25 protein-coding genes are annotated in these 25,947 nt (G+C 63.4%); 7 read left to right on the forward strand and 18 right to left on the reverse strand.

Annotated features, from left to right (window positions below):
- Both BUS12_RS22330 and BUS12_RS22335 read right to left on the reverse strand, forming a co-directional pair.
- Positions 1–726: an amino acid ABC transporter permease gene (locus BUS12_RS22330; RefSeq protein ID WP_074299358.1), complete on the reverse strand. Its 726-nt coding sequence runs from the start codon at positions 724–726 to the stop codon at positions 1–3.
- Between the two features lie 97 nt (positions 727–823).
- Complete coding sequence (locus BUS12_RS22335) at positions 824–1,636, reverse strand: ABC transporter substrate-binding protein (RefSeq protein WP_074299360.1); 813 nt, start codon at positions 1,634–1,636, stop codon at positions 824–826.
- 272 nt (positions 1,637–1,908) lie between these two features.
- Here BUS12_RS22335 and BUS12_RS22340 point away from each other — a divergent pair, with 272 nt between their 5' ends.
- The 3 genes from BUS12_RS22340 (at position 1,909) to BUS12_RS22350 (ending at position 3,037) form a co-directional block, all read left to right on the forward strand.
- The gene (locus BUS12_RS22340) at positions 1,909–2,130 is read left to right on the forward strand and encodes a hypothetical protein (protein WP_074299362.1); all 222 of its coding nucleotides are present in this window, start codon (positions 1,909–1,911) and stop codon (positions 2,128–2,130) included.
- A 227-nt stretch (positions 2,131–2,357) separates the two neighbouring features.
- Complete coding sequence (locus BUS12_RS22345) at positions 2,358–2,639, forward strand: hypothetical protein (RefSeq protein WP_074299364.1); 282 nt, start codon at positions 2,358–2,360, stop codon at positions 2,637–2,639.
- Between the two features lie 68 nt (positions 2,640–2,707).
- The gene (locus BUS12_RS22350; protein WP_074299366.1) at positions 2,708–3,037 is read left to right on the forward strand and encodes a DUF4148 domain-containing protein; all 330 of its coding nucleotides are present in this window, start codon (positions 2,708–2,710) and stop codon (positions 3,035–3,037) included.
- A 226-nt stretch (positions 3,038–3,263) separates the two neighbouring features.
- Here the strand turns inward: BUS12_RS22350 and BUS12_RS22355 are convergent, their stop codons facing one another.
- The 11 genes from BUS12_RS22355 to BUS12_RS22410 all read right to left on the reverse strand — a co-directional run bounded on the left by BUS12_RS22355 (position 3,264) and on the right by BUS12_RS22410 (position 19,380).
- Positions 3,264–4,985: a SpoVR family protein gene (locus BUS12_RS22355; protein WP_074299368.1), complete on the reverse strand. Its 1,722-nt coding sequence runs from the start codon at positions 4,983–4,985 to the stop codon at positions 3,264–3,266.
- Positions 4,982–6,253, reverse strand: coding sequence for a YeaH/YhbH family protein (locus tag BUS12_RS22360; RefSeq protein WP_074299370.1), 1,272 nt, complete (start codon positions 6,251–6,253; stop codon positions 4,982–4,984). Before BUS12_RS22360 ends, BUS12_RS22355 begins: the two co-directional genes overlap by 4 nt.
- Before the next feature lie 179 nt (positions 6,254–6,432).
- Entirely contained in the window at positions 6,433–8,355 is a 1,923-nt protein-coding gene (locus BUS12_RS22365; RefSeq protein ID WP_074299372.1) for a PrkA family serine protein kinase, read from the reverse strand.
- Between the two features lie 768 nt (positions 8,356–9,123).
- Entirely contained in the window at positions 9,124–9,885 is a 762-nt protein-coding gene (locus BUS12_RS22375; RefSeq protein WP_074299374.1) for a 2-keto-4-pentenoate hydratase, read from the reverse strand.
- 305 nt (positions 9,886–10,190) lie between these two features.
- Positions 10,191–12,005 (reverse strand): methyl-accepting chemotaxis protein, encoded by a 1,815-nt coding sequence (locus tag BUS12_RS22380; protein ID WP_074299376.1) that lies wholly within the window; start codon positions 12,003–12,005, stop codon positions 10,191–10,193.
- 374 nt (positions 12,006–12,379) lie between these two features.
- Entirely contained in the window at positions 12,380–13,432 is a 1,053-nt protein-coding gene (locus tag BUS12_RS22385; protein ID WP_074299378.1) for a LacI family DNA-binding transcriptional regulator, read from the reverse strand.
- A 142-nt stretch (positions 13,433–13,574) separates the two neighbouring features.
- A complete protein-coding gene (locus BUS12_RS22390; RefSeq protein ID WP_074299380.1) occupies positions 13,575–14,633 on the reverse strand; it encodes an ABC transporter permease in 1,059 nt (352 codons plus the stop codon).
- A complete protein-coding gene (locus BUS12_RS22395) occupies positions 14,630–16,225 on the reverse strand; it encodes a sugar ABC transporter ATP-binding protein (RefSeq protein WP_074299382.1) in 1,596 nt (531 codons plus the stop codon). The genes BUS12_RS22390 and BUS12_RS22395 overlap by 4 nt, the downstream gene beginning before the upstream one ends.
- 331 nt (positions 16,226–16,556) lie before the next feature.
- Positions 16,557–17,513: a sugar ABC transporter substrate-binding protein gene (locus BUS12_RS22400; RefSeq protein ID WP_074299384.1), complete on the reverse strand. Its 957-nt coding sequence runs from the start codon at positions 17,511–17,513 to the stop codon at positions 16,557–16,559.
- Positions 17,514–17,786: 273 nt separating this feature from the next.
- Entirely contained in the window at positions 17,787–18,764 is a 978-nt protein-coding gene (gene corA, locus BUS12_RS22405; RefSeq protein WP_074299385.1) for a magnesium/cobalt transporter CorA, read from the reverse strand.
- Between the two features lie 175 nt (positions 18,765–18,939).
- Positions 18,940–19,380, reverse strand: coding sequence for a hypothetical protein (locus BUS12_RS22410; RefSeq protein ID WP_074299387.1), 441 nt, complete (start codon positions 19,378–19,380; stop codon positions 18,940–18,942).
- Positions 19,381–19,649: 269 nt separating this feature from the next.
- Here BUS12_RS22410 and cydX point away from each other — a divergent pair, with 269 nt between their 5' ends.
- Both cydX and BUS12_RS22420 read left to right on the forward strand, forming a co-directional pair.
- The gene (cydX, locus tag BUS12_RS22415; protein ID WP_074299389.1) at positions 19,650–19,808 is read left to right on the forward strand and encodes a cytochrome bd-I oxidase subunit CydX; all 159 of its coding nucleotides are present in this window, start codon (positions 19,650–19,652) and stop codon (positions 19,806–19,808) included.
- Complete coding sequence (locus BUS12_RS22420; protein WP_074299391.1) at positions 19,805–20,386, forward strand: P-loop nucleotide/nucleoside kinase family protein; 582 nt, start codon at positions 19,805–19,807, stop codon at positions 20,384–20,386. Before cydX ends, BUS12_RS22420 begins: the two co-directional genes overlap by 4 nt.
- A gap of 176 nt (positions 20,387–20,562) precedes the next feature.
- Here the strand turns inward: BUS12_RS22420 and BUS12_RS22425 are convergent, their stop codons facing one another.
- The 3 genes from BUS12_RS22425 to BUS12_RS22435 all read right to left on the reverse strand — a co-directional run bounded on the left by BUS12_RS22425 (position 20,563) and on the right by BUS12_RS22435 (position 23,318).
- Complete coding sequence (locus tag BUS12_RS22425) at positions 20,563–21,660, reverse strand: saccharopine dehydrogenase family protein (RefSeq protein ID WP_074299393.1); 1,098 nt, start codon at positions 21,658–21,660, stop codon at positions 20,563–20,565.
- Between the two features lie 257 nt (positions 21,661–21,917).
- Positions 21,918–22,382, reverse strand: a complete 465-nt coding sequence (locus tag BUS12_RS22430) for an Lrp/AsnC family transcriptional regulator (RefSeq protein ID WP_074299395.1) — start codon at positions 22,380–22,382, stop codon at positions 21,918–21,920.
- A gap of 51 nt (positions 22,383–22,433) precedes the next feature.
- Positions 22,434–23,318, reverse strand: coding sequence for a LysR family transcriptional regulator (locus tag BUS12_RS22435; RefSeq protein ID WP_074299397.1), 885 nt, complete (start codon positions 23,316–23,318; stop codon positions 22,434–22,436).
- 197 nt (positions 23,319–23,515) lie between these two features.
- Between BUS12_RS22435 and BUS12_RS22440 the strand changes: the two genes are divergently transcribed.
- Both BUS12_RS22440 and BUS12_RS22445 read left to right on the forward strand, forming a co-directional pair.
- Positions 23,516–23,974: a Spy/CpxP family protein refolding chaperone gene (locus tag BUS12_RS22440; protein ID WP_074299399.1), complete on the forward strand. Its 459-nt coding sequence runs from the start codon at positions 23,516–23,518 to the stop codon at positions 23,972–23,974.
- Positions 23,975–24,110: 136 nt separating this feature from the next.
- Entirely contained in the window at positions 24,111–24,548 is a 438-nt protein-coding gene (locus BUS12_RS22445; protein WP_074299401.1) for a PGDYG domain-containing protein, read from the forward strand.
- A 68-nt stretch (positions 24,549–24,616) separates the two neighbouring features.
- Here the strand turns inward: BUS12_RS22445 and BUS12_RS22450 are convergent, their stop codons facing one another.
- Complete coding sequence (locus BUS12_RS22450) at positions 24,617–24,982, reverse strand: DUF3022 domain-containing protein (protein ID WP_074299403.1); 366 nt, start codon at positions 24,980–24,982, stop codon at positions 24,617–24,619.
- A gap of 59 nt (positions 24,983–25,041) precedes the next feature.
- Entirely contained in the window at positions 25,042–25,935 is an 894-nt protein-coding gene (locus BUS12_RS22455; RefSeq protein WP_074299405.1) for a YhfC family intramembrane metalloprotease, read from the reverse strand.
- Positions 25,936–25,947: the final 12 nt, after the last annotated feature.

A 25,947-nucleotide genomic window follows, 5' to 3' on the forward strand; every position in this document is an offset into this window, starting at 1 on the left:
TCAGCGCCTCGCGAACGACAGGTCACGGCGATGCGCGACAACCAGAGACACCGCTTCGATCACCGCCACGGCCGCGATATACAGCAGCGTCGCCACCCCAAACGCCGCGAAGGTCTGGAAGGTTTCGGTCTCCACCTGACGGGCCGCGTACGACAGTTCGGCGAGGCCGATTGCCATGGTCAGCGACGAGTTCTTGACGAGGTTCATGTATTGCCCAAAGAGCGGCGGCAGCGAGATACGCACCGCCTGCGGCAAGACGACGTAGCGGAACGCCTGCAACGGCGTGAGTCCGAGCGCGGCGGCCGCGTGGTGCTGGCCCTCCCGCACGCCGCGCAGTCCCGCCTGAAACTCCTCGGCGATAAACGCCGCCGTATAGCACGTGAGCCCGATCCAGCCGGCCACGAACTCGAACGACGGCCAACGCACGGCCCACCCCATCGCATGGACCGTGTGCGCCGTATTCAGCCATTGCATGACGGCATCCGGCAGCAAGGTCGCCACGCCGAAATACCAGAACAGCAGTTGCACCAGCAAAGGCGTATTGCGAAACGCGACCACATACGCGCCCGCGGCGTGCCGCGCCGCGCGATAGCGCGCATGGCGCGCCAGCGCCAGCACGAAGCCCAGCGCCGTCGCCGCGACGGCCGCGGACAACGCGAGGCCGAGCGTCACGCCGAAGCCTTGCCATAACCACATCAGATATTTTGGAGCGAGCCACGCCTGCATCGTCTGTCCTGCCGGATTTCATCGAGCTTTAAAACACCGATGGGCACGCCGTGGCGTGCCCATCTACTTTCTTGACGCGAGCGAACGCGCCTCGGGTTCAGGTCTTGTCGCCGATCTTGAAGATGCGCACGAGCGGCGTCTTCGTCTGCGGACCGAACCAGCGGTTATAGATCTTGCCCGCCGAGCCGTCTGCTTCGAGGCCCTTCAAGGTCTCGTTGACGAAGGCCGTCAGGCGCACTTCGCCCTTCGGGATGCCGACGCCCATGTAGTCGTTCGTGATCGTGAACGGCGGAATCTCGTAGTTCTGCTTGTCCGGCACGTTGGCAAGCAGGCCGACCAGTTTCGGACCGTCCTGGGTGATCGCCTGCACATTGCCGGCGCGCAAGGCCGCAAAGGCGAACGGCGTGTCGTCATACGCCACGACCGTGGCCTGCGGGAATTTCTCGCGCACCGCGATCTCGTTGGTGGTGCCCTTGTCCGCGCCGATGCGCAGGCTGTTGATCTGGTCCGGCGACTTCAGCACGCCCTTCTTGGCGAGAAACTGCTGACCCGACGAAAAATAAGGAATACTAAAATCGACCTGCTTGGCGCGTTCATCCGTGATGGTGAAGTTGGCAAGCACCAGATCGACCTTGCCCGACGTGAGGAATGGAATCCGGTTGGCCGGATTGGTCGGCTGCAGCTCGAGCTTCACACCGAGCTTGTCGGCCAGCGCCTTCGCATAGTCGACATCCAGTCCGACGATGTGGTTCGTGGCGGGATCGACGTAGCCGAACGGCGGGTTGCTGTCGAACGTGGCGACGCGCAGGACGCCGGCTTTCTTGATGTCGTCGAGACGATCGGCGTGGGCGACGCCCGACACCGTGACCATCAACCCCAGGAGCCATGCGGCGAGAGTGCTGGATTTCATTTTTATAGAGACCTTCTTGTGTGTGGCGGCCGTGTATTGCAACCCTGTGTTGCAACCCCGGCAAGGTTGCTAAAGCAGCGGCATCGCTGCAACGATGCACGAACGCTACCTTAGCAGCCGCAGCCAGCCCCGCAGAACCAACAAATATTCCTGTAGAAAGCGCGATTTCAGCTAAGCGTCAGGATGATTTGCAAACGCGTATTTGTCGTTTGTCGGCCCACGCGGGGCTGACTAGCATCGAGGCTCGACATCCGATCAGAAGGAAACTTGCCATGTCCGAGCGTGCCTCTTTCAAGCCGCGTGTCATCGAACCGGTGGCCGACAACCAGCCCGAGGGCCTCGGCCTCGCGGTCGAGTTATGGCTGGCGCATCCCGTCGACGGCATAGCCGGCCGCGCCGTCCAGATTCACCTGCGCGGCGACGCGCGAATGGCCCAGGCCGAAGCGTTGCGCGACCTGCTGCATCAACTGGGGACGGACATCGTCGTCGCATAGCGGGCGAGCCCTTTTTCGCCGCCACCACGCCTGGCCGCCCGCCGCTCAGCCTTATCCGACGGGGCTGACGGGATTGGCGGCCAATTCGAAACAGTCATTTCATCCTATCGATACAAATATTCAATAGTAGGGGTATACACTGCCTCCATCGACGTTGCAGACACACCGCTCAGGCCGCTGTCGCGACGCCTTCCTGAACCGAAGTCGAAACGTATATGGAGTCCATCATGAAGACCAAGATTCTTGCTGCCCTGCTGGTTGCCGCTTCTGCCACCCTCGCCGCCCCGGCATTTGCCAGCGGCTACGGCCCGGCTCCGTTCTACCGTCCTGCTGTCGGCGCCCCTGCCTCGCAACAAGGCCAAAGCGCACAAACGGTTGCGGCAGAACGCGCCAACGCGGATGCCAACGCCAATACCAACAGCGCGTACGGTGGCGTAAGCGAACAAGCTTCGCAATCCGGCGTGCGTGAACCGGTTACGGGCCCGCGCTCGGTGTTCTTCGGCCATTGATTCGGCCTCACCGGCTTTAGAAGTTTGCTTCAGGCAGTCGACAAAATAATTTTCGGAGGTCAATCATCATGAAGTCCCTTATTCAAGCTGTTGCTATCGCCGCTGTGCTCGCTACCCCGGTGGTGTCGTTCGCCCAGTCGAACCAACCCGTGACCCGCGCCCAGGTGCGTGCGGAACTGGTGCAACTCGAAAAGGCCGGCTACTCGCCCGCCCGTGGCCGCGATCCGTATTACCCGTCGGATATCCAGGCTGCCGAAGCCCGTGTCGCTGCGCAAAACGGTACCGCGCAAGCGGAGACGACCGGCTACGGTCCGGGCACGAGCGGCACGTCGCAGTCGGGTCAGCGCGCTGAAACGACGCTCAGCACGTACTCGCCGCCGGTCTACGTCGCGCATTGATCGACGGGTTGTTCAGGACAGAGCCGCTCAGCCGGCTCGCGAGCCGCACAAACGAAACAGGCCCGCGCTAGCCGTACGCGCGGGCCTGTTTGCCAATACCGAAATCCTCCGTCGCCAGATTTCTGGTGACTTTGCCCAGCTCCCTGACTGGGCGTTTTTTTGCCCCTCTCCGCTTAGCCTCTGCGAGCGACGGCGCCCGCTTACTGCGCTGACGTCGGCGTACGGCTCAAACCCTCACCGCAGGCGGTACATACCTGCACTCATAGCGCTTCCTGACCGTACCGTTTTCGTCGACGCTTTCCAGATACACGTCGAACTGCCACAGCCGCGCCATATGCTTGAGCACCTCGTCGCTGTCTCCCGACAGATGACGGTTGTCGCTCATGAAGTGCCGCAGCGTCAGGCTCCGGTCGCCGCGCGTGTTCACCGACCAGACCTGGATGTTCGGCTCGCGATGATGCATGTCGTACTGCCGTGACAAGGCCTGGCGCACGTACTGATAGCCGCTGTCGTCGTGGATCGCGGAGACTTCCAGCGCATCGCGCATGTCATCGTCCAGCACCGAGAAGAGCCGCATTTCACGGATCAGGTGCGGTGACAGATACTGCGCCACAAAGCTTTCGTCCTTGAAATTGCGCATTGCGTAATGCAGCGCCGGCAACCACGGGCTACCGGCCAGTTCCGGGAACCACTTGCGATCCTCCTCAGTCGGGTTTTCGCAGATGCGGCGAATGTCGCTCATCATCGAAAAGCCCAGCGCGTACGGATTGATCCCGCTGTAATACGGCTTGGTGACCGGCGGCTGATACACCACGTTGCTGTGCGAATGGAGAAACTCCATCATGAAGCCGTCTTCCAGCTTGCCCTGGTTGTACAGCGTGTTGAGCAGCGTGTAGTGCCAGAACGTCGCCCAGCCTTCGTTCATCACCTGGGTCTGGCGCTGCGGATAAAAATACTGGCCGATCTTGCGCACGATGCGAATGACTTCACGCTCCCACGGCTCCAGCAACGGCGCATTCTTCTCGGCGAAATACAGCAGGTTTTCCTGCGGCTCGGGCGGATAGCGGTCGTCGGTTTCCTCGGGTTCCGGCGTGTGTTTGTTCGGCAGCGTGCGCCACAGCTCGTTCACCTGCGACTGCAGATACGCTTCCCGCTCGCGCCGCGCCGCCGACTCCTTCTGCAGCGACAGCTTTTGCGGCCGTTTGTAGCGGTCCACGCCGTAATTCTGCAGCGCATGGCAGGAGTCCAGCAGTTCCTCGACCCGGTCCAGGCCAAAGCGCTCCTCGCACTCCGCAATGTAGTTCTTGGCGTAGACGAGGTAATCGATGATCGCGTGCGCATCCGTCCACAGCTTGAACAGATAGTTGCCCTTGAAGAACGAGTTATGGCCGTAGGCCGCGTGCGCGATGACGAGGGCCTGCATCGTCATCGTGTTCTCTTCCATCAGATACGCGATGCAGGGGTTCGAATTGATGACGATTTCGTACGCCAGCCCCATCTGGCCGCGACGGTAGCTTTTCTCGGTAGACAGGAAGTGTTTGCCGAACGACCAGTGCCGGTAGTTGACCGGCATGCCGACGGACGCGTACGCATCCATCATCTGTTCAGCGCTGATGAGTTCGAGCTGGATCGGGTAGACGTCGAGCTCATATTGCTCTGCAACATGGGCAATGTGGGTGTCGTATTCCTCGATCAGTTCGAAGGTCCAGTCGGACGGGCACGGCAAAGGCCGTCTATCGGCTACGTTCATACGGACTTCCCTTTGCCCCTCAGTGGGCGTTCCGGTGTGTCCCCGTGCTGCAGCAGCGCCATCGAGACCTGCTCCCGCATCGACGGCGCCTGGATCGGCCGCCGCGGCTTCGGCATGCCCGATCGCTTGCTTCGGCACGCCTTTTTTGCGCTCCGGCTGATAGCCGCGCGCCTCATTGTGCAGATGTTTGGTGCTCATGATGACGCCACCTGCTTTTCAAACAACTCCCGGAACACAGGGTAGATGTCGGCGGCCGTTTCGACCTTCTTCATCGCCATGTGCGGCTGTGACAGCGCAAGCTGCGCATATTCGAGCCACAGGTTCTGTTCTTCGGGCGTTACCTGAATATACGCAAAATAGCGCACCTTCTCGAGAATGTCATCCGAAAGGATCTTGCGGCACTTCGGCGAATCGTCGGTCCAGTTGTCGCCGTCCGAGGCCTGGGCGCCGTAAATGTTCCATTCAGTCGGCGAATACCGCTCCTCCTGGACCTTCTTCATCAGCTCCAGCGCGCTCGACACCACCGTGCCGCCGCTTTCGGTGGAATGGAAAAAGGTGTCTTCGTCGACCTCCTCGGCACGCGTGTGATGGCGAATGAACACCACCTCGATGCGCTCGTAATTGCGCTTGAGGAACAGGTACAACAGGATGAAGAAGCGCTTGGCGAGATCCTTGCGCTGCTCGTCCATCGAACCCGAGACGTCCATCAGGCAAAACATCACGGCCTGACTGGACGGTGTCGGCTGCTTGACGCGGTTCACGTAACGCAGATCGAACGGATCGATGAAGGGAATGCGCCAGATGCGCCCGCGCAGATGATGGATTTCCTCTTCGAGCGTCTTGATGTCGTCGCGGCGATCGTCGGGGTCCGCCTTCATCTCTTCGAGCTGCCGTTCGAGCTCATGCAACTCGTTGACGAGCGGCGCGCCGAGCGCAATGCGCCGGCCGAGCGCGCTGCGCAGCGAACGGACCACGTCGATGTTATTAGGTGTGCCTTCCGCCGCCCAGCCCGCACGAATGCTTTTCCAGGTGGGCACGGCCAGCAGATGGGTTTTGACCAGACGCGGCAATTCGAGGTCGTCGAAGAAGTACTGCATGAACTCTTCGCGACTCAGCTCGAATACGAAGTCGTCCTGACCTTCGCCTTCGTTGCTGGCCTGGTTGCCGCCGCCTCCGCCACCCCCGCCCTGAGGACGCGGAATCTTGTCGCCGCGGATGTAGTCGGCGTTGCCGGGATGCACCATCTCACGCTTGCCGCCGGGGCCATGGCGGAACGACGGTTCCGCAATGTCCTTGCGCGGAATGGTGATGCTCTGGGTATCCTGAATGTCCTTGATGCTGCGATCGCGCACCGCTTCCGAGACGGCACGACGGATATAGCCTTTGACACGACGCAAAAAGCGTTCGCGGTTTGCAATACTTTTGTTCTTGCCAGCTAGCCTGCGGTCGATGATTTGATGAAGCACATCCGGTCTCCCATGTCGACGGGAGTGAGCGCTTCAACGCTGACTCCCATCCCATGCAGCACTCATTCGGGTGCGCGAGACGCACGCTGCAACTGCAACGCTATGTCCATGCAACTTGCGCCTCGCAAGGTGCCCGCGCATTCCTGCGCGGGCGGCACGCTCCTCGTCTCATGAGGCAATCACGATGACTTGCGCACGCGCAGATACCAGTCGCACAACAGCCGCACCTGCTTGGGCGTGTAGCCTTTCGCGACCATCCGGTTGACGAAGTCTTCGTGCTTGCGCTGCTCCTCCGCCGATCCTTTGGCATTGAACGAAATCACCGGCAAAAGTTCTTCCGTGTTCGAGAACATCTTCTTTTCGATCACGACGCGCAGCTTCTCGTAGCTGATCCACGCCGGGTTCTTGCCTGCGTTTGCCGCTCGCGCGCGCAGAACGAAGTTGACGATCTCGTTGCGGAAGTCCTTTGGATTGCTGATGCCAGCGGGCTTCTCGATCTTCTCCAGTTCCGCATTCAGCGACGCGCGGTCGAAACTCTCGCCGGTGTCGTGGTCGCGGAACTCCTGGTCCTGGATCCAGAAGTCGGCATACGTGACGTAACGATCGAAGATGTTTTGTCCGTACTCCGAATAGGATTCCAGATAGGCAGTCTGAATCTCCTTGCCGATGAATTCCGCGTAGCGCGACGCAAGCACGTCCTTGATGAAGGACAGGTACTTCTGCTCGGTTTCCGGTGGGAACTGCTCGCGTTCGATCTGCTGTTCGAGCACGTACATCAGATGCACCGGGTTCGCCGCGACCTCGGTTGAATCGAAGTTGAACACGCGCGAAAGGATCTTGAACGCGAAGCGGGTCGACACGCCGGTCATGCCTTCATCGACGCCGGCGAAGTCGCGGTACTCCTGATACGACTTGGCCTTCGGATCGGTGTCCTTGAGATTTTCCCCGTCATACACCTGCATCTTCGAGAAGAGACTCGAATTCTCCGGCTCCTGCAAACGCGTCAACACCGACATCTGCGCCATCATCTTCAGCGTGCCGGGCGCACACACCGCATTGGCCAGCGAAGAATTGCGCAGCAGCTTCTCGTAGATCTTGATCTCTTCGCCGTAACGCAGGCAATACGGGACCTTTACAACGAAAATCCGGTCGAGCAGTGCCTCATTGTTGCGGTTATTGCGGAATGCCTTCCACTCCGACTCGTTCGAGTGAGCCAGAATCACGCCGTCGAACGGGATCGCACCGAAGCCTTCCGTGCCTTTGAAGTTGCCTTCCTGTGTGGCAGTCAGCAGCGGGTGCAAGACCTTGATCGGCGCCTTGAACATTTCGACGAATTCGAGCAGGCCCTGGTTCGCGAGGCACAGGCCACCGGAGTAGCTGTACGCGTCGGCGTCGTCCTGGGCGTATTGCTCGAGCTTGCGGATATCCACCTTACCCACCAGCGACGAAATGTCCTGATTGTTTTCGTCACCGGGTTCCGTCTTGGCAATACCGATTTGCCGCAGGATGGACGGATAGCGGCGCACCACGCGAAACTTGCGGATGTCGCCGTTGTACTCGTGCAGCCGTTTGACGGCCCACGGGCTGAGGATGCTCTTCAGATAGCGGCGTGGAATGCCATACTGCTCTTCAAGGATCGGACCGTCTTCGTCGTAGTCGAACAGACCGAGCGGCGACTCGTTCACGGGCGAGCCCTTGATCGCATAGAACGGCACGCGTTCCATGAGTTGCTTCAGACGTTCGGCGATCGACGATTTGCCGCCGCCAACCGGGCCAAGCAAATACAGGATCTGCTTCTTTTCTTCGAGCCCCTGGGCCGAGTGCCGGAAGTACGCGACCACCTGCTCGATCACGTCTTCCATTCCGTAGAACTCACGGAATGCGGGGTATACCTTGATGACCTTGTTCGCGAAGATACGCGAGGTGCGCGGATCGTTGCGAGTGTCGATCTGTTCGGGTTCTCCGATTGCCGTCAACATGCGTTCGCCAGCTGTAGCGTACGCGGCGGGATTGTCTTTGCAGAGCGCGAGATACTCCTCGAGCGAGAGCTCATCTTCTCGCGTTTTCTCGAAGCGGGTCGCGAAACTGCTGTAGATATCCATGCTACCTCCTCGCCAAAGTCTAGACCGATGTCGTGCGCGGCGCGCTAATCGGAAACGACATCGCTCGAATTCATCCTAAACCCTTTTAAATTTTTTTTCACGGACTACGTGATGAAAATCGTGCCGTGTTGCCCTCCCTACAATCCTCACTTGGAAACACAGATTCGGTCACCTACAATCTTCGACCGGATTGCCCAGGATTGCAGCCATCCCTACTGCTATCTTGCATGAAACGTCTCGTGTCCCGGCAGCGGCGCAAAGCCGCGCTGTCATTGCAACGTTGCTCGCACAGATTCAAACGCGTCGACTGCGCAAGCCTCGTTGTCTGCCCTATTCTCTGCCGCCGAATTACTTCGCGCTACACCTGCATGTCGTTCGTTGTACCTGCGCTTTTTTCCTCAACGCGCAGCGCAAGGTTTTCGTGCACACGTTTCGCGCTGTGTTACATGTTGGGCAGCCTGGCTTGTGCACAGCACCCGATTGGTTCGTCCATGCAGCGCACGTTTCGTTCACCCTCCATTGCACGCAAACGTACGGTGTCCGACCATGACGCGCGATATCCACAACGCGCTCATGGTCGGCTACTTTCATAACGGGATGTCGGCGGCTCGCGCGCCGGCTTGCATAGGTGTATACGGCTAGGGAGAGGGCTTGGATGCGCCGCCGGCGACAAGGTGGGCGGGCGCGCATCGCTTGAGGTGCCGGCACGGTCTGCCGGCATGCTTGATGAATGGACGACGCGACCGGGCTGGCGCCCGGCCCCGTGCATCAGGTCAACTCGATCTCGACTTCGCCCAGCCCGTCGATATGGCCATGCACGATGCCCGCCCGGTCGACCCGGTGCGCGCCCACATAGGAACCGGTGGTAATGGTCCATTCCGGTTCGATCGTAATGCCCATGGCGGCGCAATGGTTGACGAACCACACCAGCAGTTCGCGCGGATCGCCGACCGGATTGCCGGATGCTTCCGGCACCAGCGACGTGCCGTCGAATGTCAATTCCAGTTCTGGCGAGACGAAATCGAACGTGCGCGCGAATCCCGAGTAGGCCACCGGATGTCCGGCGATCAGCGCGCCGTTGTTCTGCGCGTCGGCCAGTTGCGCGAGCGGGGCGATATTGGGCCACTCGCTGAAGCGGCTATCGACGATCTCGATGGCCGGCAGCACCACGCCGACCCGCGCGAGCACCTCGTCGCGCGCATAGGCCTCGCCGCGCGGCTCGATCGCCTCGCTGAAGCGGAACGCAATCTCCAGTTCCAGCAGGACGCGGAAAAACCCGCCGTGGGCGATGCGCGCGGGCGACCCGAACACCTGCGAAGCCGGAATAGGCGCCCCCGAGGCCGCCCCACCCGGCGCCTTCGCGCCGATTTTCCACGCGCCGGTCGACTGGCCGAGCCCGGCGATGACCGCCTGCTGGATCGCGTAGGCGGTGGCGGCGTCGGGCGGCAGGCTGTCGGGCGGCGGGGCGTCGATCAGGCGGTGCTGCCTGCGCGCGTCAACGAGGCGTTGCGCGAGGTCGTGTGGCGTCATGTCGGTCCTTTCTGGCTGGCGCATTGAATGGTGCGGGATGGCATGAGCGGAGCCGGGCGCTGCCGCACGGCGCAGCGTTCCAGGCAGGCGAAGCGCGGCGCAACCTGCCGCGCCGGATCCAGTCACCCGCCGAGGCTACCCGGAGACAAGCGTAGTCGCGCCCGTCAATGTACCGGATCGCGAGTCGTACCGGGTCGCTTACTACGCTGACAATGAAAAAAGACCACGGTTGCGTATGCAACCGTGGTCTTCGCCGGTCAGTCTCAAGTTGCCCGTTACGCCGGGTTCGCTCAAGCAAACGCCGCTCAGAACGTTTCCCAGTCGTTGTCGCCGCCGGCCGCAGCGGGCGCCGGGGCTTTGCCCGGCGAGGGGCCTTTGGCCGGCGCCGGTGCACTAGCGGTGCCGGCCGCACCTGACGCGCTTGCAGCAGAAGCGGCTGTCGGCGTCACAGCCGGCGCTGCCGCCGCTACCCGAGCCCGCGGCGCCGCAGCCGCAGCCGCAGCCGCAGCCGCCTTACGCACTGCAGGCTTCGCAGCCGGGCGATGCGCGATCGGAGCGGCGGGCGCCTTGAACGCCCCCTCTTCGAGCTGGAACACCGCCACGGCGGTGCGCAGCTTGCCGGCCTGATCTTCGAGCGATTGCGCCGCCGCAGCCGCCTCTTCCACCAGCGCCGCGTTCTGCTGCGTCACTTCGTCCATCTGCGTGACGGCGCGCGCCACCTGTTCGATGCCGCTGCTCTGCTCCTCGGAGGCCGCGGCGATTTCGCCCATGATGTCCGTGACGCGCTGCACCGCGCCGATGATCTCGGTCATCGTGCGGCCCGCCTGGTCGACCAGCGCCGAGCCGGATTGCACCCGCTCCACCGAGGTGTCGATCAGCTCCTTGATTTCCTTCGCCGCAGCCGACGAGCGTTGCGCAAGGCTGCGCACCTCACCGGCCACCACCGCGAAGCCGCGGCCCTCTTCGCCGGCGCGGGCCGCTTCGACCGCCGCATTGAGCGCCAGAATGTTGGTCTGAAAGGCAATGCCTTCAATAATCGAAATAATGTCGGCGATCTTCGCGGAACTCTGGTTGATGTCGCCCATCGTGCCGACCACCTGGCTCACCACCGCGCTGCCCTTGTTGGCAATCTCCGAGGCGTTGGCCGCCAGCGAACTCGCCTGGCGGGCGTTGTCGGCATTCTGCTTCACGGTGCCGGTCAGTTCATCCATGCTCGACGCGGTTTCCTGCAGCGCCGAGGCCTGCTCTTCCGTGCGCGAGGACAGATCGATGTTGCCCGCGGCGATCTGGCGCGTCGCCGTGGCAATCGATTCGCTGCCGCCGCGCACCGAACGCACGGTCTCGGTCAGGCTGCGCTGCATCTTGGCGATGCCTTCGAGCAGTTGGCCCATTTCGTCGCGCGAGGTCACGATCACCGGGCGGCGCAGGTCGCCGGCGGCGATCGCGTCGAAATGCTCGAGCGCCTCGCCAAGCGGCCGGCCGATCGAGCGGCTGAGCGTCAGATACGAAAACAGCGCCGCCACCAGCCCGACGATCACCGCGACAATGCTGATCAGGCGAAACGTCTCGAAGTTGCTCTGGGCAACGTCAAAGCCTGCCTGCGCCTGGGTGAACTGGGACTTGCGCAGGGCGTCGTCGGCGGCCGACAGATCGTTGTATTTGACTTGCAGGTCCTTCGCGGCGGCGACGACCTTCGACTGGTCGGACCCGGCCACGATTGCGGCAAACCCGTCCAACGACTGATGCAGCGTGTCGCGTTTGGCCGATACATCCTGGGCGAGGTGGTCTTCCTCCGCGCCGCGCGGCAGATCGGAATATTTCTTCCACCAGGCGTCCGAGATGGTGCGCATGGCGCGCGCCCGCTCGACCGTCGCCGCCACTTCCGGGGTCCCGAACAGGAACGCCGCACGATCGAGCGCGAGACGCTCGCGCGCCGCGTAGAGCTCGGCGTTGCCGATATCGACGGCGCTCGGCATCTCGTTGCTGAACGTCTCGTGATGGGCGTCGTTCGAGCGGCTCATGCCCGTCAGACCGAGAATCCCGATGGCCAGCAGCAACGCGGCGAGAAAAGCCATCGTCAGACCGATTCGTGCCTTGATGGTGATGCCCTTGTTCAACATGCTTATTCCTGTGACGTATCCAGTGGAGGGTGAGCGTGGCGCGAAGTGCTACCTCGATCTGTCCGGCGCTTTAAAGAATCGGCGCTCTAACAGGCGTTTACGGCACTGAGATCCCATACTTAAAGTTTTTATATGGTCTGAGGAATATGGCGGGGAAAGTTTGTATGAATTACAACAAGGCCGGCGGGGGCGAATGAGGAGGCGTGGGGAAGCTTCCTGGGGAGGCTTGCGGGGATGGCGCGTCGGGTTCAACGCGCCCCCGGATGGAGGGTCAGGCGGCCGGGCAAGGCTGCGCGGCCGCGTAAGAGCTGACTTTGCGCCGGCGCTTCTGCCGCAAACCGCCAGCCGGGCCGCGGCAACCCGTGCTCACACCTTTACACCGCTATGCCGTGGCGGCCCGCCCCGGCCCCGGCGCCCGCCCATGCCGCCGTCGATTCGCGCACGATCAGCCGCGGCGCGACCACCCGCCGGCGCGCCGGTGCGCCGGCCGTGCCGGCGGCGGTGCCGGTGATCCGCTCGATCAGGGTCTGAGCCGCCATCTCGCCGAGCGCGCGTACCGACTGCCCGACCGTCGAGAGGGCCGGATAGGTGAAACGCCCCAGTTCGATATCGTCGAAACCGATCACCGAGCAGTCGCGCGGCACGTTGATGCCGCGCTCCGCAGCGGCGCGCAAGGCGCCGATGCCCATCATGTCGTTGCCGGCGAAGATCGCCGACGGCATCACCGTCTCGAACAACTGGCTCGCCGCGCGATAGCCGCCGGTGCCCGAAAAATCGCTTTCGACAATCCCGCCCGGCGCAATTTCGATGCCGCGCTCCGCCATCGCGCGGATAAAGCCGTGCACCCGCATCGCGCTGACGGCCGTGGCAACCGGCCCGGTAATGCAACCGATCTTCACGTGGCCGAGTTCGAGCAGATGGCGCGTAGCCAGGTAAGCGCCCTTTTCATGGTCGATCTGCACCAGATCCGCCGAGAGTCCCTCGATATTGCGGTCGACCACCACCAGCGGCTCGCGCGCGTCGGCCAGCGCCTGGGCGAGCACGGCGTCGTCGCCGGCCGAGGCCACGATCAGTCCGTCGATGCGCTTTTCCTGCAGCACCCGCAAATAGTTACGCTGCTTGGCGGGATCGTCGTCGGAATTGCAGAAGAACACGCAGTAACCGTTGCGCGCGCAACCGTCCTCGATACCGCGCGCCAGCTCCGCGAAATACGGGTTCGTGCTGTTGGGCACCACCAGTCCGATCGTCGCGGTCGCGCGCGCCTTCAGCGACCGGGCGACCGCCGACGGCACATAGTGGAGTTGACGGATCGCATGTTCGACTTTTGCGCGCACATCGGCCGACACTGGCCGCGAGTTGTTCACGACGTGTGAAACCGTCGTGAACGACACGCCTGCCACGGCCGCTACATCCTTGATGGTCGCCATAACCTGTTGCTCTCCTGCCTGTTTTTCCCGTCAGCGGGTGCGACCTGCACCGTACCGGGCGTTTGCATCAATGACAGATCCAACCTGCTCTATCCACGCACTGCCTTCCCCGCTTGCCTGCTGCCACGCCGGCACACCCCGCCTAGACCCGCTTGCGGCGGCTGCGATAGGTATCCAGCACCACCGCCACCACGATCACCGCGCCGGTGATGATGCGTTTGGTGGGTTCGTTCGCGCCGATCTGCGCGAGCCCCGCCGCCAGCACCGAGATGATCAACACCCCGAAGAAGGTGCTGATCACCGAACCCCGCCCACCCATCAGACTCGTACCGCCGATTACGACCGCCGCGATCACCTGCAGTTCGATGCCGTCGCCCGCATTCGGGTCGGCGGCTTCGAGCCGCGAAATCTGGAACAGCGCCGCGAGCCCGGCGAGCGCCCCCATCAGCGCAAACACGATCACCTTGTACGGGCGCGGATTGACGCCCGCGAGCCGCACCGCTTCCTCGTTCGTGCCGATCCCCACAAGGTAACGGCCGAACACCGTGCGCGTGAGCACCAGATGCGCGACCACCATCACCGCCACCGCGATCAGGAAGGCCGGCGAAATGCCGAAGGCAATCGGGTTCGACAGCACGTCGAAGGCGTCGCCGATATAGGCGGTGCGCGAGTTCGTCATCTGGTACGCAAGGCCGCGCGCCGCTTCCAGCACGCCGAGCGAAACGATGAACGACGGAATCCGCCAACCCACCGTGATCCCGCCGGTCACCGTGCCGGTCAGCGCGGCCGCTGCCATTCCGAGGACGGCTGCCGGCAGCGGCGCCCAGTGCCACTTCAGGGCCGCCACGCTGACCACCGACGCGCCCAGCGCCAGCACCGAGCCGACCGACAGGTCGATCCCGGCGATGATCAGCACGAAGGTCATGCCCACCGCCATCACGACCAGGTCGGGAATCTGGTTGGCGATCGTGCTGAACGTGTCGTAGGTCAGAAAGTGCGAGCTGAGCAGCGAAAACAGCACGATCATCGCCAGCAGCGCACCTGCCAGACCGAGGTAGTTCGAAAATCCAAGGCGCGTGCCCGCCGGCTTGCCGCTCGCGAGCGGCGCGGACGGATCGGCCACCGGCGCTGCGCCCGCCGCGCCCGGGTTGACCTGGGCGCTGCCCTGATTGCCGCCCGGCGGGACCGGTTGCTTCGTCATGACAGACTCCCTGCTTCGTTGGTGTCGACGGCGTGCAGCAGCGTCTCGCGGGCGCGGTAGCCGGCAAAGGCCGCGGCCAGCAAGGCGTCCTGCGTCCAGCCGGCGCGTTCGAACAGGCCCGTCATGCGCCCGGCCGACATCACGCCGATGCGGTCGCAGATCAGCATCAGCTCGCGCAGGTCGCTCGACACCACGACCAGCGCGCGGCCCTCGCGAGCCAGCGCGCCCATCAAGCCATAGATATCGAACTTCGCGCCGACGTCGATGCCGCGCGTCGGTTCGTCGAATAACAGCACGCGGCAATCGCGCGCGAGCCAGCGGCCGATCACGACCTTCTGCTGGTTGCCGCCCGACAGCTCGCCGACAATCTGCCCCGGCCCCGAACTGCGGATCCGCATGGCTTCGATCTGCTTTTGCGCCAGCGCGTTTTCGCGCTTCGCGTCGACCACGCCATGACGCGCCACGCTGCCGATATTGCCGAGCGAAACATTGGCCGCGATCGGTTGCGGCAGCAACAATCCTTCGCCCTTGCGGTCCTCGGTGATGAGCGCGATGCCGAGGCGCACGGCGTCGGTCGGCGAGGCGATCTGCACCGGCGTCGGTGCGGCGCCCGGCGTGGCCGCCAGCGACACCGTGCCGCTGTCTTTCGGGTCGGCGCCGAAGATGAGCCGCATCAGCTCGGTGCGGCCCGCGCCGATCAGACCGCTCACGCCGAAGATCTCGCCCGCGCGCACTTCGAAGGACACGTCGTTCACCACCGTGCCGCGCGTAAGGCCTTCGACCTTCAGAAGCGGCGCGCCGATGTTGCGCACGCCCAGGTCGATCCGCTCGCCCAGCTCGCGCCCCACCATCAGCGTGACGATCTGGTCGCTGGTCAGCGCGTTCATGGCCTCGACCTTGACCAGCCGGCCGTCGCGCAGCACGGCGACCCGCTCGGCCACCCTCGCCAGCTCCTCGAGCCGGTGCGAGATATAGACCAGCGCCACGCCGCGCGACTTGAGCCGCTCGATCTGCTCGAACAGCAGATCGACTTCGCGGGCGGTCAGCATCGCGGTCGGCTCGTCGAGGATCAGCACGCGGCAGTCGCCGATCAGGTTGCGGGCGATCTCGACCATCTGCTGATGGCCGATGCCCAGCTCGCCGACCAGCGTGTCCGGGTCGATCGCTTCGAGCCCGACCTGCGCCATCGCAGCGCGCGCGTCTTCGCGCAGGCGGCGCCGGTCGATCCAGCCGAAACGCAGCGCGCCGGCCTGCGGCAGGCGGTTCAAAAACAGGTTTTCGGCCACCGACAAGGTGGGCAGCAGATTCAGTTCCTGCATCACCATGCGCACGCCGAGCGCCTCGGCTTCGGTGCGACTGGCCGGCGCATACGGCGCATCGGCCAGACGCATGGTGCCGGCGCTCGGCGCCACGAGCCCGCCGACGATCTTCGACAAGGTGCTCTTGCCTGCGCCGTTTTCGCCCGTCAGCGCCAACGCCTCGCCGGCAAAGAGCGAAAGTGCAACGTCGGCGAGCACGGGTTCGGCATAGGTCTTGCCAATCCCCGTCACGGACAATACGGCGGGCAGTGCGTCGTGAGCGGTCGATTCCATCGCGATCCTGGTTCCGGGGCGGCCTCGCATGAGCTTCAGACGGACGACCGCCGGCTGGAGCCCGTGTCGGGCGACCACGTGTCATGCCGGCTCAAGGCAGGTCATGCGCTGGGCTTCCAGCGCACCCCGTCCCGCCGCGTCCGCCGACATGACGCTTATCTCTGGAATAACGGCGGCAGCGCGGCTTTCTTGAGCGTTTATTGAATTGACGCAAGCCGGTGGTCCGAACAGGCCGTCCGGGCGGCCCGGGCGTCCCGTCCAACCCGCAAGGCGCGAGCGCGCCGGACTGCTGCACGAGCGCGCTCCGTGCCTGTCTTAAGCTGAGCTCAGCTTATTTCGTGACCAGATCGACCGGCGTTTCCACCACGCCGGACAATTCGGATTGCTTCTTGTGCTCGCTCAAGGCCTTGAGCGCCGTATCGATGCCGAACACGGCCTGCTTGGCCGCGTACTGATCGGCGGTGGCGAGCACGCGGCCGTCCTTCAGCATCGGCTTGATGGCGTCGATGTCGTCATAGCCGACCACGTAGACCTTGCCCTGCTTGCCGGCCGCGCGCACGGCCGAGACTGCGCCGATAGCCATGTTGTCGTTGCCGCACAGCAGCGCCTTCAGGTTCGGGTATTCGTTGAGCATCGCCGAAGCGACCGCGTTGCCCTTGTCGATTTCCCACTCGCCCGACTGCACCGAGTCGATCTTCGCGCCGACCTGCTGCATGGCCGCCTTGAAGCCGGCGGTGCGTTGCTGCGCGTTGGTGGTGGTCGACACGCCTTCGACGATGGCGACTTCGTCGCCTGCCTTCAGCTTCTTCGCCAGGTAGTCGCCAACCTTCTGCGCGCCCTTGGCGTTGTTGGGGCCGACGAACGGCACGTTCAGGTCCTTCGACTTGAGCACGTCCGGATCGAGCTGGTTGTCGATGTTCACCACGATGATGCCGGCATCGACCGCTTTCTTGACCACCGGCACCAGCGCCTTCGAATCGGCCGGCGCCAGCACGATCACATCGACCTTCGAGACGATCATCTGCTCGACGATCTGGATCTGGGCCGCCGTGTCCGTCTCGTTCTTGATGCCGTTGGTGATCAGGTCGAACTCGTTGGCGTTGTGTTTCTGATAGTCCTTCGCGCCGTTTTCCATGGTAAGGAAGAACTCATTGGCGAGCGACTTCATGACGAGCGCCACTTTCGGCTTCTTCGCAGCCTGCGCGTAAGCCGACGAAAAAGGCAGCGCGGCAGAAGCAGTCAAAGCAACAGCGGCCGCCAGGACGCGGCGGCGAATGCGGTGGTCCATGCACATCTCCAGGTTTATGGGCTCGGTATGAGCCGTGTTTTTAACTTCGCGCAAACGTTTGCGAGGCCCATTCTCAAGGCAGCCAGTTGTCAGTGTCAACGAGTTGCACTGTTGCACTGCACAGGCGGCTGGTCCGTTGCGTGCCGTCGCTGCTGGTTTGCCGCCGCCTGCAAGCTTTGCTGGCGGCGGGCCGTTAATGCTGGACCGATATTGCGCAGGATGCAAGCGGAACACCGGGCGGGCTTGAGGTTATGCGTGGGGATGGGTAGTGAATTAGAGCCAGCCCGCCTTGCGGAAGCGCCACCACAGGAACAGGTCGACCGTAAACATCACGGCGAGGCAGGCCGGATAGCCGTACTTGTAGTGCAGTTCGGGGATGGTCTGAAAGTTCATGCCGTAGATGCCGGCAATCATCGTCGGCACGGCGAACAGGGCGGCGAAGGAACCGAGGCGTTTGGTCACCTCGCTCTCGGCCAGCGAGATCATGCCGAGGTCGACCTGGATCGCCGTGACGATCATTTCCCGGCGGCCGTCGATGGTCCGCACGATGCGTTCGAGATGGTCGTAGATGTCGCGAAAGTAGGCTTCCATCCCTGAGCACACCTGCGGAACGCGGCCGCCGCCCAGCTTGCTGATCGCTTCCTGCAACGGCGCGACGTGATGCTGCAGGCTCACGAGCCGGCGCTTGAGCGAATACAGGTCCTCGATGATCGCGCGCGACGCGCGCAGGTCGTTCTTGACGAAGATCCGGTCTTCGACCTCCTCGATTTCGGCGCCGAGCGCCTCGAGAATCGGGAAATAGCGATCGACGATATCGTCCGCGAGCGCATACAGCACAAAGCCCGCGCCTTCCTTGAGCAGCTTCGGCTCGCGCTCGCAGCGCGCGCGCACGTCGCTAAAGCCGAAGCGGGTGCGGTGACGCACGGAGAGCACGTAGTTCGCGCCGACGAAGACGTCGACCTCGCCGATCAGCAGTTCGTGATCGTCGTCCATCTCGACCGTGTGCATGACCGCGAACAGCGACTCGCCGTACTCCTCGATCTTCGGGCGCTGATGGCCCAGCAGCGCGTCTTCGACAGCCAGCTCGTGCAGGCCGAACTCTTCCGTCATCACGGCGAGTTCTTCCGGACTCGCGTCCTTGAGCGCGACCCAGACGAAGCACTCGGGCCGCGCAACGTATTCGCTGATGTCTTCGATCGGGATGTCGGCGAGTTTGCGGCCATCCTGGTAGGCCGCGCAATTGATCAGCATGATGTGGATTACCTTGAAGACAGCGCGGATTGGCGCGCCGTCGCGGTGGTGCCTGACCGCGACAGCGTGCCTGCGCGTTTGAACACATGACAGCCGCCATGTTAGCGGCTTTGTGTGTCACGGATGTCCGCGAATTGTCACTGCGGCGGAACGCAGCCGCGTGCAACGGGAAAGTTTATTGTGCTACCCGGTGCAGCTCGATGCGGTGATCGGCGTTGAAGCTGGCCGATGCGCGGTTCGTGTAGCGGGTGTCGGCCGTCACCACGAAGCGCATTTCCACAATCGGATCGAACTGCGTCGAGACCGCGATGCGGTGCGCGCCGGGACTCAGGTAGAAGACGACGTGCTCGCCGTTCAACAGGTCGGTGACCTGCTCGCCGTCCACGTACACGAGCGCATCGCGAAAGCGGACGACCAGGTCGCGCGAGCGTTCGCGCCGCACGTCCACGGCGACGAGCCCGTCGCCCGGCTGGGTGTAGCCCGCCTTGACGATGCGCTCCGCCGGCACCGGCTTGAACGCCACTGGCTCCGCCGGTTCCGAGGCGCAGGCGGCAAGGCAGGCGAGCACCACGGCCAGCACTGCGGCTCTCCAGGTGACCAGCAGATGCTTCGGCATGGTGCGTCTCCCCTTTTTATGGATGTGGCGTGCGATGGAGCCAGTGTTTTGCCATCATAGCAACGCGCCGCCAATCCGCCAGCCTGGCCGAATGGCCTACCCCTCACTTGCGCGCGACCTGCAACTTGTTCATGATCGTGACATAGGCGCGGCACGCCGCTCGCCGGCCACGCAGACTCACGCACACATCGCACCACCGCTGCCTGGCTTCACCCACGAGCCGATGCACGCTGCATCGAGTATCCCCGACTTCGATCAAGGAGACTGCAATGTGGTATTTCAGCTGGATTCTCGGTATCGGCGTGGCGCTCGGCTTTGGGATCATCAACGTGATGTGGCTCGAAGCGAGCGGCACGTTCAGCCGTGACGCGGCGCCGAACGACCCGGCTGCCAGCCCGGTTGTCGCGAGCGGAGACAAGCATTTGTGACGTACCTGGTTTTCATCTGCGGACATGCAGGCACGGGCAAGACCACCCTCGCCAGACGGCTGATCGCCCCGTTGATGACGGCAGCCGGCAGCGCGTTCTGCCTGCTCGACAAAGACACGCTATACGGCGGCTACAGCGCCGCCGCGATGGGACTGCTGACCAACGATCCCAACGACCGCGACAGCCCCCTCTTCCTTCAGCATCTGCGCGACCCGGAGTACCGCGGCCTGATCGATACCGCGCGGGACAACCTCGCACTCGGCATCGGGGCGCTGGTCGTCGCGCCGCTCTCGCGTGAAGTGCGCGAGCGCAAACTGTTCGATCGGGCGTGGCTGGGTGTGGGTGACGATGTCGAGATTCGCGTGGTCTGGGTGAGCACGTTGGAAGAGACGGCGCGTCAACGGATCCTCGAACGAGGCGATCCGAACGATGCCTACAAGCTCGCTCATTGGGACGAATACCGGCAACGCCGTTTCGTGCCGAGTGCCGAAAGCAGCGTGGGCCTGTTGAAGTTCGACAATACCGCGCCGGATACGCAGGACTACGATGCGCTGCTGGCGCGGATCGTCGGTGCGTAGCAGCGTTGTGGACCGGCCGCCACCGGCACCGCCGGCTTAGGCGCACAACCGCAACTACAAAAACAGAACGCCCCCGATAAACGGGGGCGCCCTGACAGCCCTCTACGGGGCCGTTCCTTCCTGCCTCCTGCCGACTACTCCCTCACGGCCCTCGGACAGACTCGTGAGCGCACGGCTCAAACCGTCGCCATCGCGTCGAGCGACTGCCCTTCATACAACTGACCGAAGCGGTTCGCGAGGAAATCGCGCAGCGACACCTGCTCCTGACGCACGAACCCGCGCTGCGGCAACTTCTTCTCGCGGAACAGATCCAGCACGGCGCACATGGCGCCTGCCGTGGTGATCTGGATTGCGCTCATCGGCACACCGCAGACCGTCTTCGCGAAGATCTTGCGCGTGAATACTTCCTCCACCAGTTGACCGTCGCGCATCCCCGTCACGGTGATGAAGACCAGCACGACGTCCTGCGCGGTCGACGGCACCGAACGGCGCATGATCGCCTTGAGGTTGTCGCGGTCGGTCGCGAGGCGCAGGTCCTCCAGCAGGAACTTCATCAGTTCGCGATGGCCCGGATAGCGAACCGATTTGTAGTCGAGCGTTTCGACGCGGCCTGCCAGGGTCTCGCACAACGTGCCGAGGCCGCCGGAGGTGTTGAAGGCTTCATATTCGGTGCCGTCGAGCGAGAAGTGCTCGAGCCCTTCGAGCGGCTGCACCCATTGCGTACGGCTGTCGCGGATTGCTTCGCACGGCTGGCAGTATTCGTTGATCAGGCCGTCGACGCTCCACGTCAGGTTGTACTTCAGCGCATTGGTCGGGAATTCCGGCAGCGCGCCGACGCGCATCTTGACATCGCGGATTTCCGTGAAGCGGTTCGCCAGTTCATGCGCGGCGATGCCGATAAAGCCCGGCGCCAGACCGCATTGCGGCATGAACGCGTGATCGGATTCGTCGGCGATCGCGCGGATGGCGGTGGTGGCGCGCACGTCTTCGGTCAGGTCGAAGTAATGAACCCCGGCGCCCTTGGCCGCGGTCGCAACGTTCACCGCCAGGTAGTACGGCAGCGCATTGACCAGCGCGTCGAAACCTTGGACGGCGGCGCGCAGCGCGGCGGCGTCGGCGGAGTCCACGCGGCGGGTCGGGATGCCTTGCTCGGCGAGCTTGTCGAGCGCCGCCTGATCGCGGTCGAACGCGACGACTTCGTAGTCCCCGGTTTCGCGCAGCATATGAGCGATGGTGTGACCGATCAAACCTGCGCCAACGATGGCAACTTTCATATGCTTCTCCTTGTTCTGTGTATGTCTGCAGCTTCGGAAGTGCGCGGCGCCTGGCGCTGCGCATTGCTGAGGGCTGAACCCTTGCGACACAGTTTAGGGAGAAGCAAAAACAGTTTATAGGCGCAAAGTGCTGCGCTATGACCAGCTATTTCGACGATATGACGAGGCGAGACGTCAAATTGACGAAAATGCATAAAAGCGGTGTAAACGTCGGGGTGAAAGTGAGCGGCAATAGCGACTTCTGCCCGCCTCTCCAATCACCCCCCAATCATCCCCCGATCGATCTTGCGCGCCAGAATGATCGACGTCGTGGTTCTCTCGACGCCCTCCAGCGTGCCGATCTGATCGAGCAGGTCATTGAGCCTGTCCGGCGAATCCGCGCGCAGCCATGCGACGTAATCGAACTCGCCGCTCACCGCGCACAGCAACTGCACCTCGGGCATCTTGCCGAGGCGCTTCTGCACATCCGGTCCATGCTTCGGCGCAATGATGATGCCCACATAAGCATAGATGCTCGCATCGAGCACATCCTGGCCAAGCCGCACGCTGTAGCCGGCAATGACGTTGGTGCGTTCGAGCCGCGCAATGCGCGCGATCACCGTCGTGCGCGCCACGCCGAGTTGGCGCGCAAGGTCGGCCACGCTTTCGCGCGCATTGGCCTGCAGCAGCGCAACGAGGTTGCGGTCGAGGTCGTCGAGTTGATCGAGGCGCGGTGGTCTCATCGAAGGCGATCTTTTTTCAAAAGGTTGAACAGCGTGCAGCGGATTATCCCATCACGCCCCAAACCGTTCGATCACGAAGTCAATGAAGCTCGTCAGCTTCGGCGTGGCGCGGCGGTCGCGCGGGTAGATCAGATGCACGGGCGCGCCCGGCGGCAGATAGTCCTCGAGCACCGACACCAGCTCGCCGCGGGCAATCTCTTTCGCGAGCAACGCCTCCGGCTGCAACACCAGACCGAAGCCGCGCAACGCCGCCACCTTGAGCGCCTGCCCGTTGTTCGCGCGAAACCGGCCGGCCCGTAACGGACTCTCGCCTTGCGCGTCGCCGTTCAGGCGCCATACGCCCTCGCGGCCCCAATGCAGAAAACCGAGGCACTCGTGCTGCGCCAGATCGGCCGGCGTGCGCGGCGTGCCGGCTCGCGCCAGATACTCGGGGGACGCACACGCCCGCATCCGGTAAGGTTTCAGCGGCCGCGCGACAAAGCTTGAATCCGCCAGCCTGCCGATCCGCACGGCCGCATCGAAACTCTCTTCGACGAGATCGATCACCCGGTTCGACAGATCGAGTTCGAGACTCACGTCCGGCCATGCGTTCAGGTAGTCGGTCATCGCCGGCGCGAACACTTCGACGCCATAGGTCAGCGGCACCGTTACTTTCAGCACGCCGCGTGGCGCCGCGGTCATCGCCTCCGCAAGCGACTCGGCCTCCTTCACATCAAGCAGAATGCGCCGACACTGCTCGTAGTACTGACGACCAATCTCCGTCAGGCTTTGACGGCGCGTCGTCCGCGTCAGCAGCCGGGTGGCGAGCCGAGTCTCCAGCGAGCGAATATGTTTACCAACCATTGCCGACGAAATATCGAAGCGCTCCGCTGCGGCCGTCAGGCTGCCTGCCTCGACCACGGCCACGAAGATCTCCATGCTGACCAGTTTGTCCACCCGCGTTTCCTGTTCGTTTCGGTTGTAAGCGTTTGTCGCAACGTAGACGCATTGTAGGGATATCGTGATACTAATAGCGAGCTTGGCAAAGCGGGCATTCGGACCGGCCGACAGGCAAGACGCCATCTGCATGACCCGCGCCTCGACCACGCGCTATTTGCGCTGTATCCGAATACGAACGAACATCAGGAGTTTCGATGAAAAAAGCACTGGTAATCCTGGCTTCCACGCTCGCCATGAGCGGCGCCTTCGCACAGACCGCCGCACCGGCCTCGGCGCCTGCCGCAGCGTCCGCAGCAGCGGGCAAGCACGAACGCAACGTCGAAGACCGCATTGCCTATCTGCACTCGCAGCTCAAGATCACCCCGGCGCAGGAACCGCAGTGGAACGCTTTCGCAGACGTCATGCGCAGCAACGGCGAGACCATGGGCGCACTGTTCAAACAGCGTCAGGATGCGGGCGCCCAGTCGGCACTCGACGACATGAAGCAATACGCAACCATCGCCCAGGCGCATGCCGACGGCATGAAGAAGCTGGTCGATGCGTTCGAGCCGCTCTACAGCAGCCTCTCGCCGGACCAGAAGAAGCTGGCCGATCAGACCTTCCATCAAGGACCGCATAACGGCGGCAAGAAGCACGGTAAGGCGCCGCAGTAAGACAGTGAAGCGGTGAGTTCCCCTGCGAGATCCGGACGCTTCCGGTAAGCTCCCTCCAACGCCTGCCCTCACCGGCAGGCGTTGTGCTTTATGCTTCTGGCATTATTCGGCTCTTACCTTATCGGCACCCCGCTTCATGATCGAACTCAAGAACCTCGACCTGCGTTCCGACGCGGCCGCTCAACGTGTCGTCAAGGATGAAACCGTGCTGGTCGAATTCGCCGCCGGCGCTGGCGAACTGATGAGCCTCGAAGGCCCGAATCGCTATGCGCCGCGCGATGCGCTGGTGACAGGCTCGACCGGCGACCGCTGGGTGGTGTCGCGCGATCGCTTCGATGCGAAGTACGTCCCCGCCGAAGCCGCGCTCATCCACGGCGAACCGGGCCCCTACCGGAACCGTCCGGCGGTCGTGCTGGCGCGGCAGATGAACGAGCCGTTCTCGCTGGCGCGCTCCGCGGCCGGCGGCGACGTGCTGCGAGGCACGGCCGGCGACTGGGTCATGCAATACGCGCCGGGCGACTATGGCGTCGTGCAGGCGGCGCGCTTTGCCAAGGTGTATCGAACGGTGGAATGAGGTTGCGCGGGTGCGCAAGTCAACAGCGCCCCAGGGCGGCAAGCCGCCGCCCCGGCTTTGCCGCGAATTCACGCAAACTGTTCGTCGAGTTCGATTGTGACTTCGCGCGGCACCGCCTCGCCGTTCGCGTACTGCTCTTCCAGCGAGCCGATGGTCGCTTCGACATAGGCGCGCAACACCGCAAAGCTGCGCCCGCGATGCCGCGCCGGCATTGCCCGGTAACGCGCCAGCACCGCGGGCGTCATCACCACCGTCACCGTAATGCGGCGTGCCGCCGCGCCGAAGCGCATCGCCACCCAGTGCACCGCCAGGGTCGGCGTGCCATCCTCGGCCGCACGCTGGATGAATTGCGTCTGCTCGGGAAACAGGTCGCTGATGACTCGCGCCAGCTCTTCGAAGTCGGGGCTCGCGCAGTCGTATTGGTAGGCTTCCATTTTGATGGACCGAAAGTTGAAAATCGCCAGAGGGTTTGTGCTGCGTGCTCAGGTCCGCTTCAGGCCCGGGTGGGAGTCCGGGCCTGGGCCGCTTGCGCCTCGCGGCGGAACATCCTGACCAGCACGCCGGCCACGATCAGCGCCAGCAGCGCATACAGGCCGTCCACCGCGTAGAGCGGCACGAGCTTGGCCTGAAACAGCGCGGCGGGTCCTTCGACGAGCGCATGCGCCACGATCGCCAACGGCAGAATCCCGCGCCAGCCGGCTCGTATGCCGCGCCACATCAGCACTGACAAGCCGATCTGCAGCACCAGCGACGCCACCCGCTCCAGCACGAAAATACCCGCCATCTGCGGCGACAAGGTGGCGAGAATCAGGTGGATACGCATCATCGAGTCGACCGGGACGTTGTCCAGATAGCTATCGAGCTGGCCGCGGTTTTCCACCACGGCAAACACGATCCACTGTATCTCAACCAGCACGCCGACAATCCACGCCTCGGCGCCGCCATGGCCGATGCCGTAGCCGAGCGCGGTGCTGTCGCCGGTCGAGGTGGGGGGCGCTTTGCGGACTATCCTGCTCGCCGTCTTGCCGGCCACCATGCCGGGCGGCGTGGCACTCGTAGGACTCGCCGTCGCCCGTCGCCACATCAGGCGCATCGCGACGAAACGCCCCACCTCCTGGCAAATGCCGGCGATCAACGCACCGTAGATGACGAAGTTCAGCGGATGCGACAGCCACGCGGCGGTGGTCTCGTTCTGATGCAGCACGAAGCCGTTCACCGCGCGTTCGATCACCATGGCGCACAGCGCAAACACGGCGATGCCCGCGATCGTATCGCGGCCGTTCAGGCCTAAGGGACGGCGCAGGCGCCGGAACAGCACAATCGGTAAAAGGGCGACGAACAGCGTCGCGAGGGCGAGACAGGTAAGCGTGAGGGGTGCAACGACCATGGGTTTCCTTGC

Origin of the sequence: Paraburkholderia phenazinium (genome assembly GCF_900142845.1) — a bacterium.
Taxonomy (GTDB): Bacteria; Pseudomonadota; Gammaproteobacteria; order Burkholderiales; family Burkholderiaceae; genus Paraburkholderia; species Paraburkholderia phenazinium_A.

Coding starts and splice junctions, on each gene's coding strand:
- BUS12_RS22330 (WP_074299358.1), bottom strand. CDS start 726: ATGCAGGCGTGGCTCGCTCCAAAATATCTGATGTGGTTATGGCAAGGC.
- corA (WP_074299385.1), bottom strand. CDS start 18,764: ATGCTGATCAATTGCGCGGCCTACCAGGATGGCCGCAAACTCGCCGAC.
- BUS12_RS22400 (WP_074299384.1), bottom strand. CDS start 17,513: ATGGACCACCGCATTCGCCGCCGCGTCCTGGCGGCCGCTGTTGCTTTG.
- BUS12_RS22390 (WP_074299380.1), bottom strand. CDS start 14,633: ATGACGAAGCAACCGGTCCCGCCGGGCGGCAATCAGGGCAGCGCCCAG.
- BUS12_RS22385 (WP_074299378.1), bottom strand. CDS start 13,432: ATGGCGACCATCAAGGATGTAGCGGCCGTGGCAGGCGTGTCGTTCACG.
- BUS12_RS22410 (WP_074299387.1), bottom strand. CDS start 19,380: ATGCCGAAGCATCTGCTGGTCACCTGGAGAGCCGCAGTGCTGGCCGTG.
- BUS12_RS22340 (WP_074299362.1), top strand. CDS start 1,909: ATGTCCGAGCGTGCCTCTTTCAAGCCGCGTGTCATCGAACCGGTGGCC.
- BUS12_RS22365 (WP_074299372.1), bottom strand. CDS start 8,355: ATGGATATCTACAGCAGTTTCGCGACCCGCTTCGAGAAAACGCGAGAA.
- BUS12_RS22355 (WP_074299368.1), bottom strand. CDS start 4,985: ATGAGCACCAAACATCTGCACAATGAGGCGCGCGGCTATCAGCCGGAG.
- BUS12_RS22395 (WP_074299382.1), bottom strand. CDS start 16,225: ATGGAATCGACCGCTCACGACGCACTGCCCGCCGTATTGTCCGTGACG.
- BUS12_RS22335 (WP_074299360.1), bottom strand. CDS start 1,636: ATGAAATCCAGCACTCTCGCCGCATGGCTCCTGGGGTTGATGGTCACG.
- BUS12_RS22440 (WP_074299399.1), top strand. CDS start 23,516: ATGAAAAAAGCACTGGTAATCCTGGCTTCCACGCTCGCCATGAGCGGC.
- BUS12_RS22350 (WP_074299366.1), top strand. CDS start 2,708: ATGAAGTCCCTTATTCAAGCTGTTGCTATCGCCGCTGTGCTCGCTACC.
- BUS12_RS22445 (WP_074299401.1), top strand. CDS start 24,111: ATGATCGAACTCAAGAACCTCGACCTGCGTTCCGACGCGGCCGCTCAA.
- BUS12_RS22380 (WP_074299376.1), bottom strand. CDS start 12,005: ATGTTGAACAAGGGCATCACCATCAAGGCACGAATCGGTCTGACGATG.
- cydX (WP_074299389.1), top strand. CDS start 19,650: ATGTGGTATTTCAGCTGGATTCTCGGTATCGGCGTGGCGCTCGGCTTT.
- BUS12_RS22345 (WP_074299364.1), top strand. CDS start 2,358: ATGAAGACCAAGATTCTTGCTGCCCTGCTGGTTGCCGCTTCTGCCACC.
- BUS12_RS22430 (WP_074299395.1), bottom strand. CDS start 22,382: ATGAGACCACCGCGCCTCGATCAACTCGACGACCTCGACCGCAACCTC.
- BUS12_RS22375 (WP_074299374.1), bottom strand. CDS start 9,885: ATGACGCCACACGACCTCGCGCAACGCCTCGTTGACGCGCGCAGGCAG.
- BUS12_RS22425 (WP_074299393.1), bottom strand. CDS start 21,660: ATGAAAGTTGCCATCGTTGGCGCAGGTTTGATCGGTCACACCATCGCT.
- BUS12_RS22450 (WP_074299403.1), bottom strand. CDS start 24,982: ATGGAAGCCTACCAATACGACTGCGCGAGCCCCGACTTCGAAGAGCTG.
- BUS12_RS22455 (WP_074299405.1), bottom strand. CDS start 25,935: ATGGTCGTTGCACCCCTCACGCTTACCTGTCTCGCCCTCGCGACGCTG.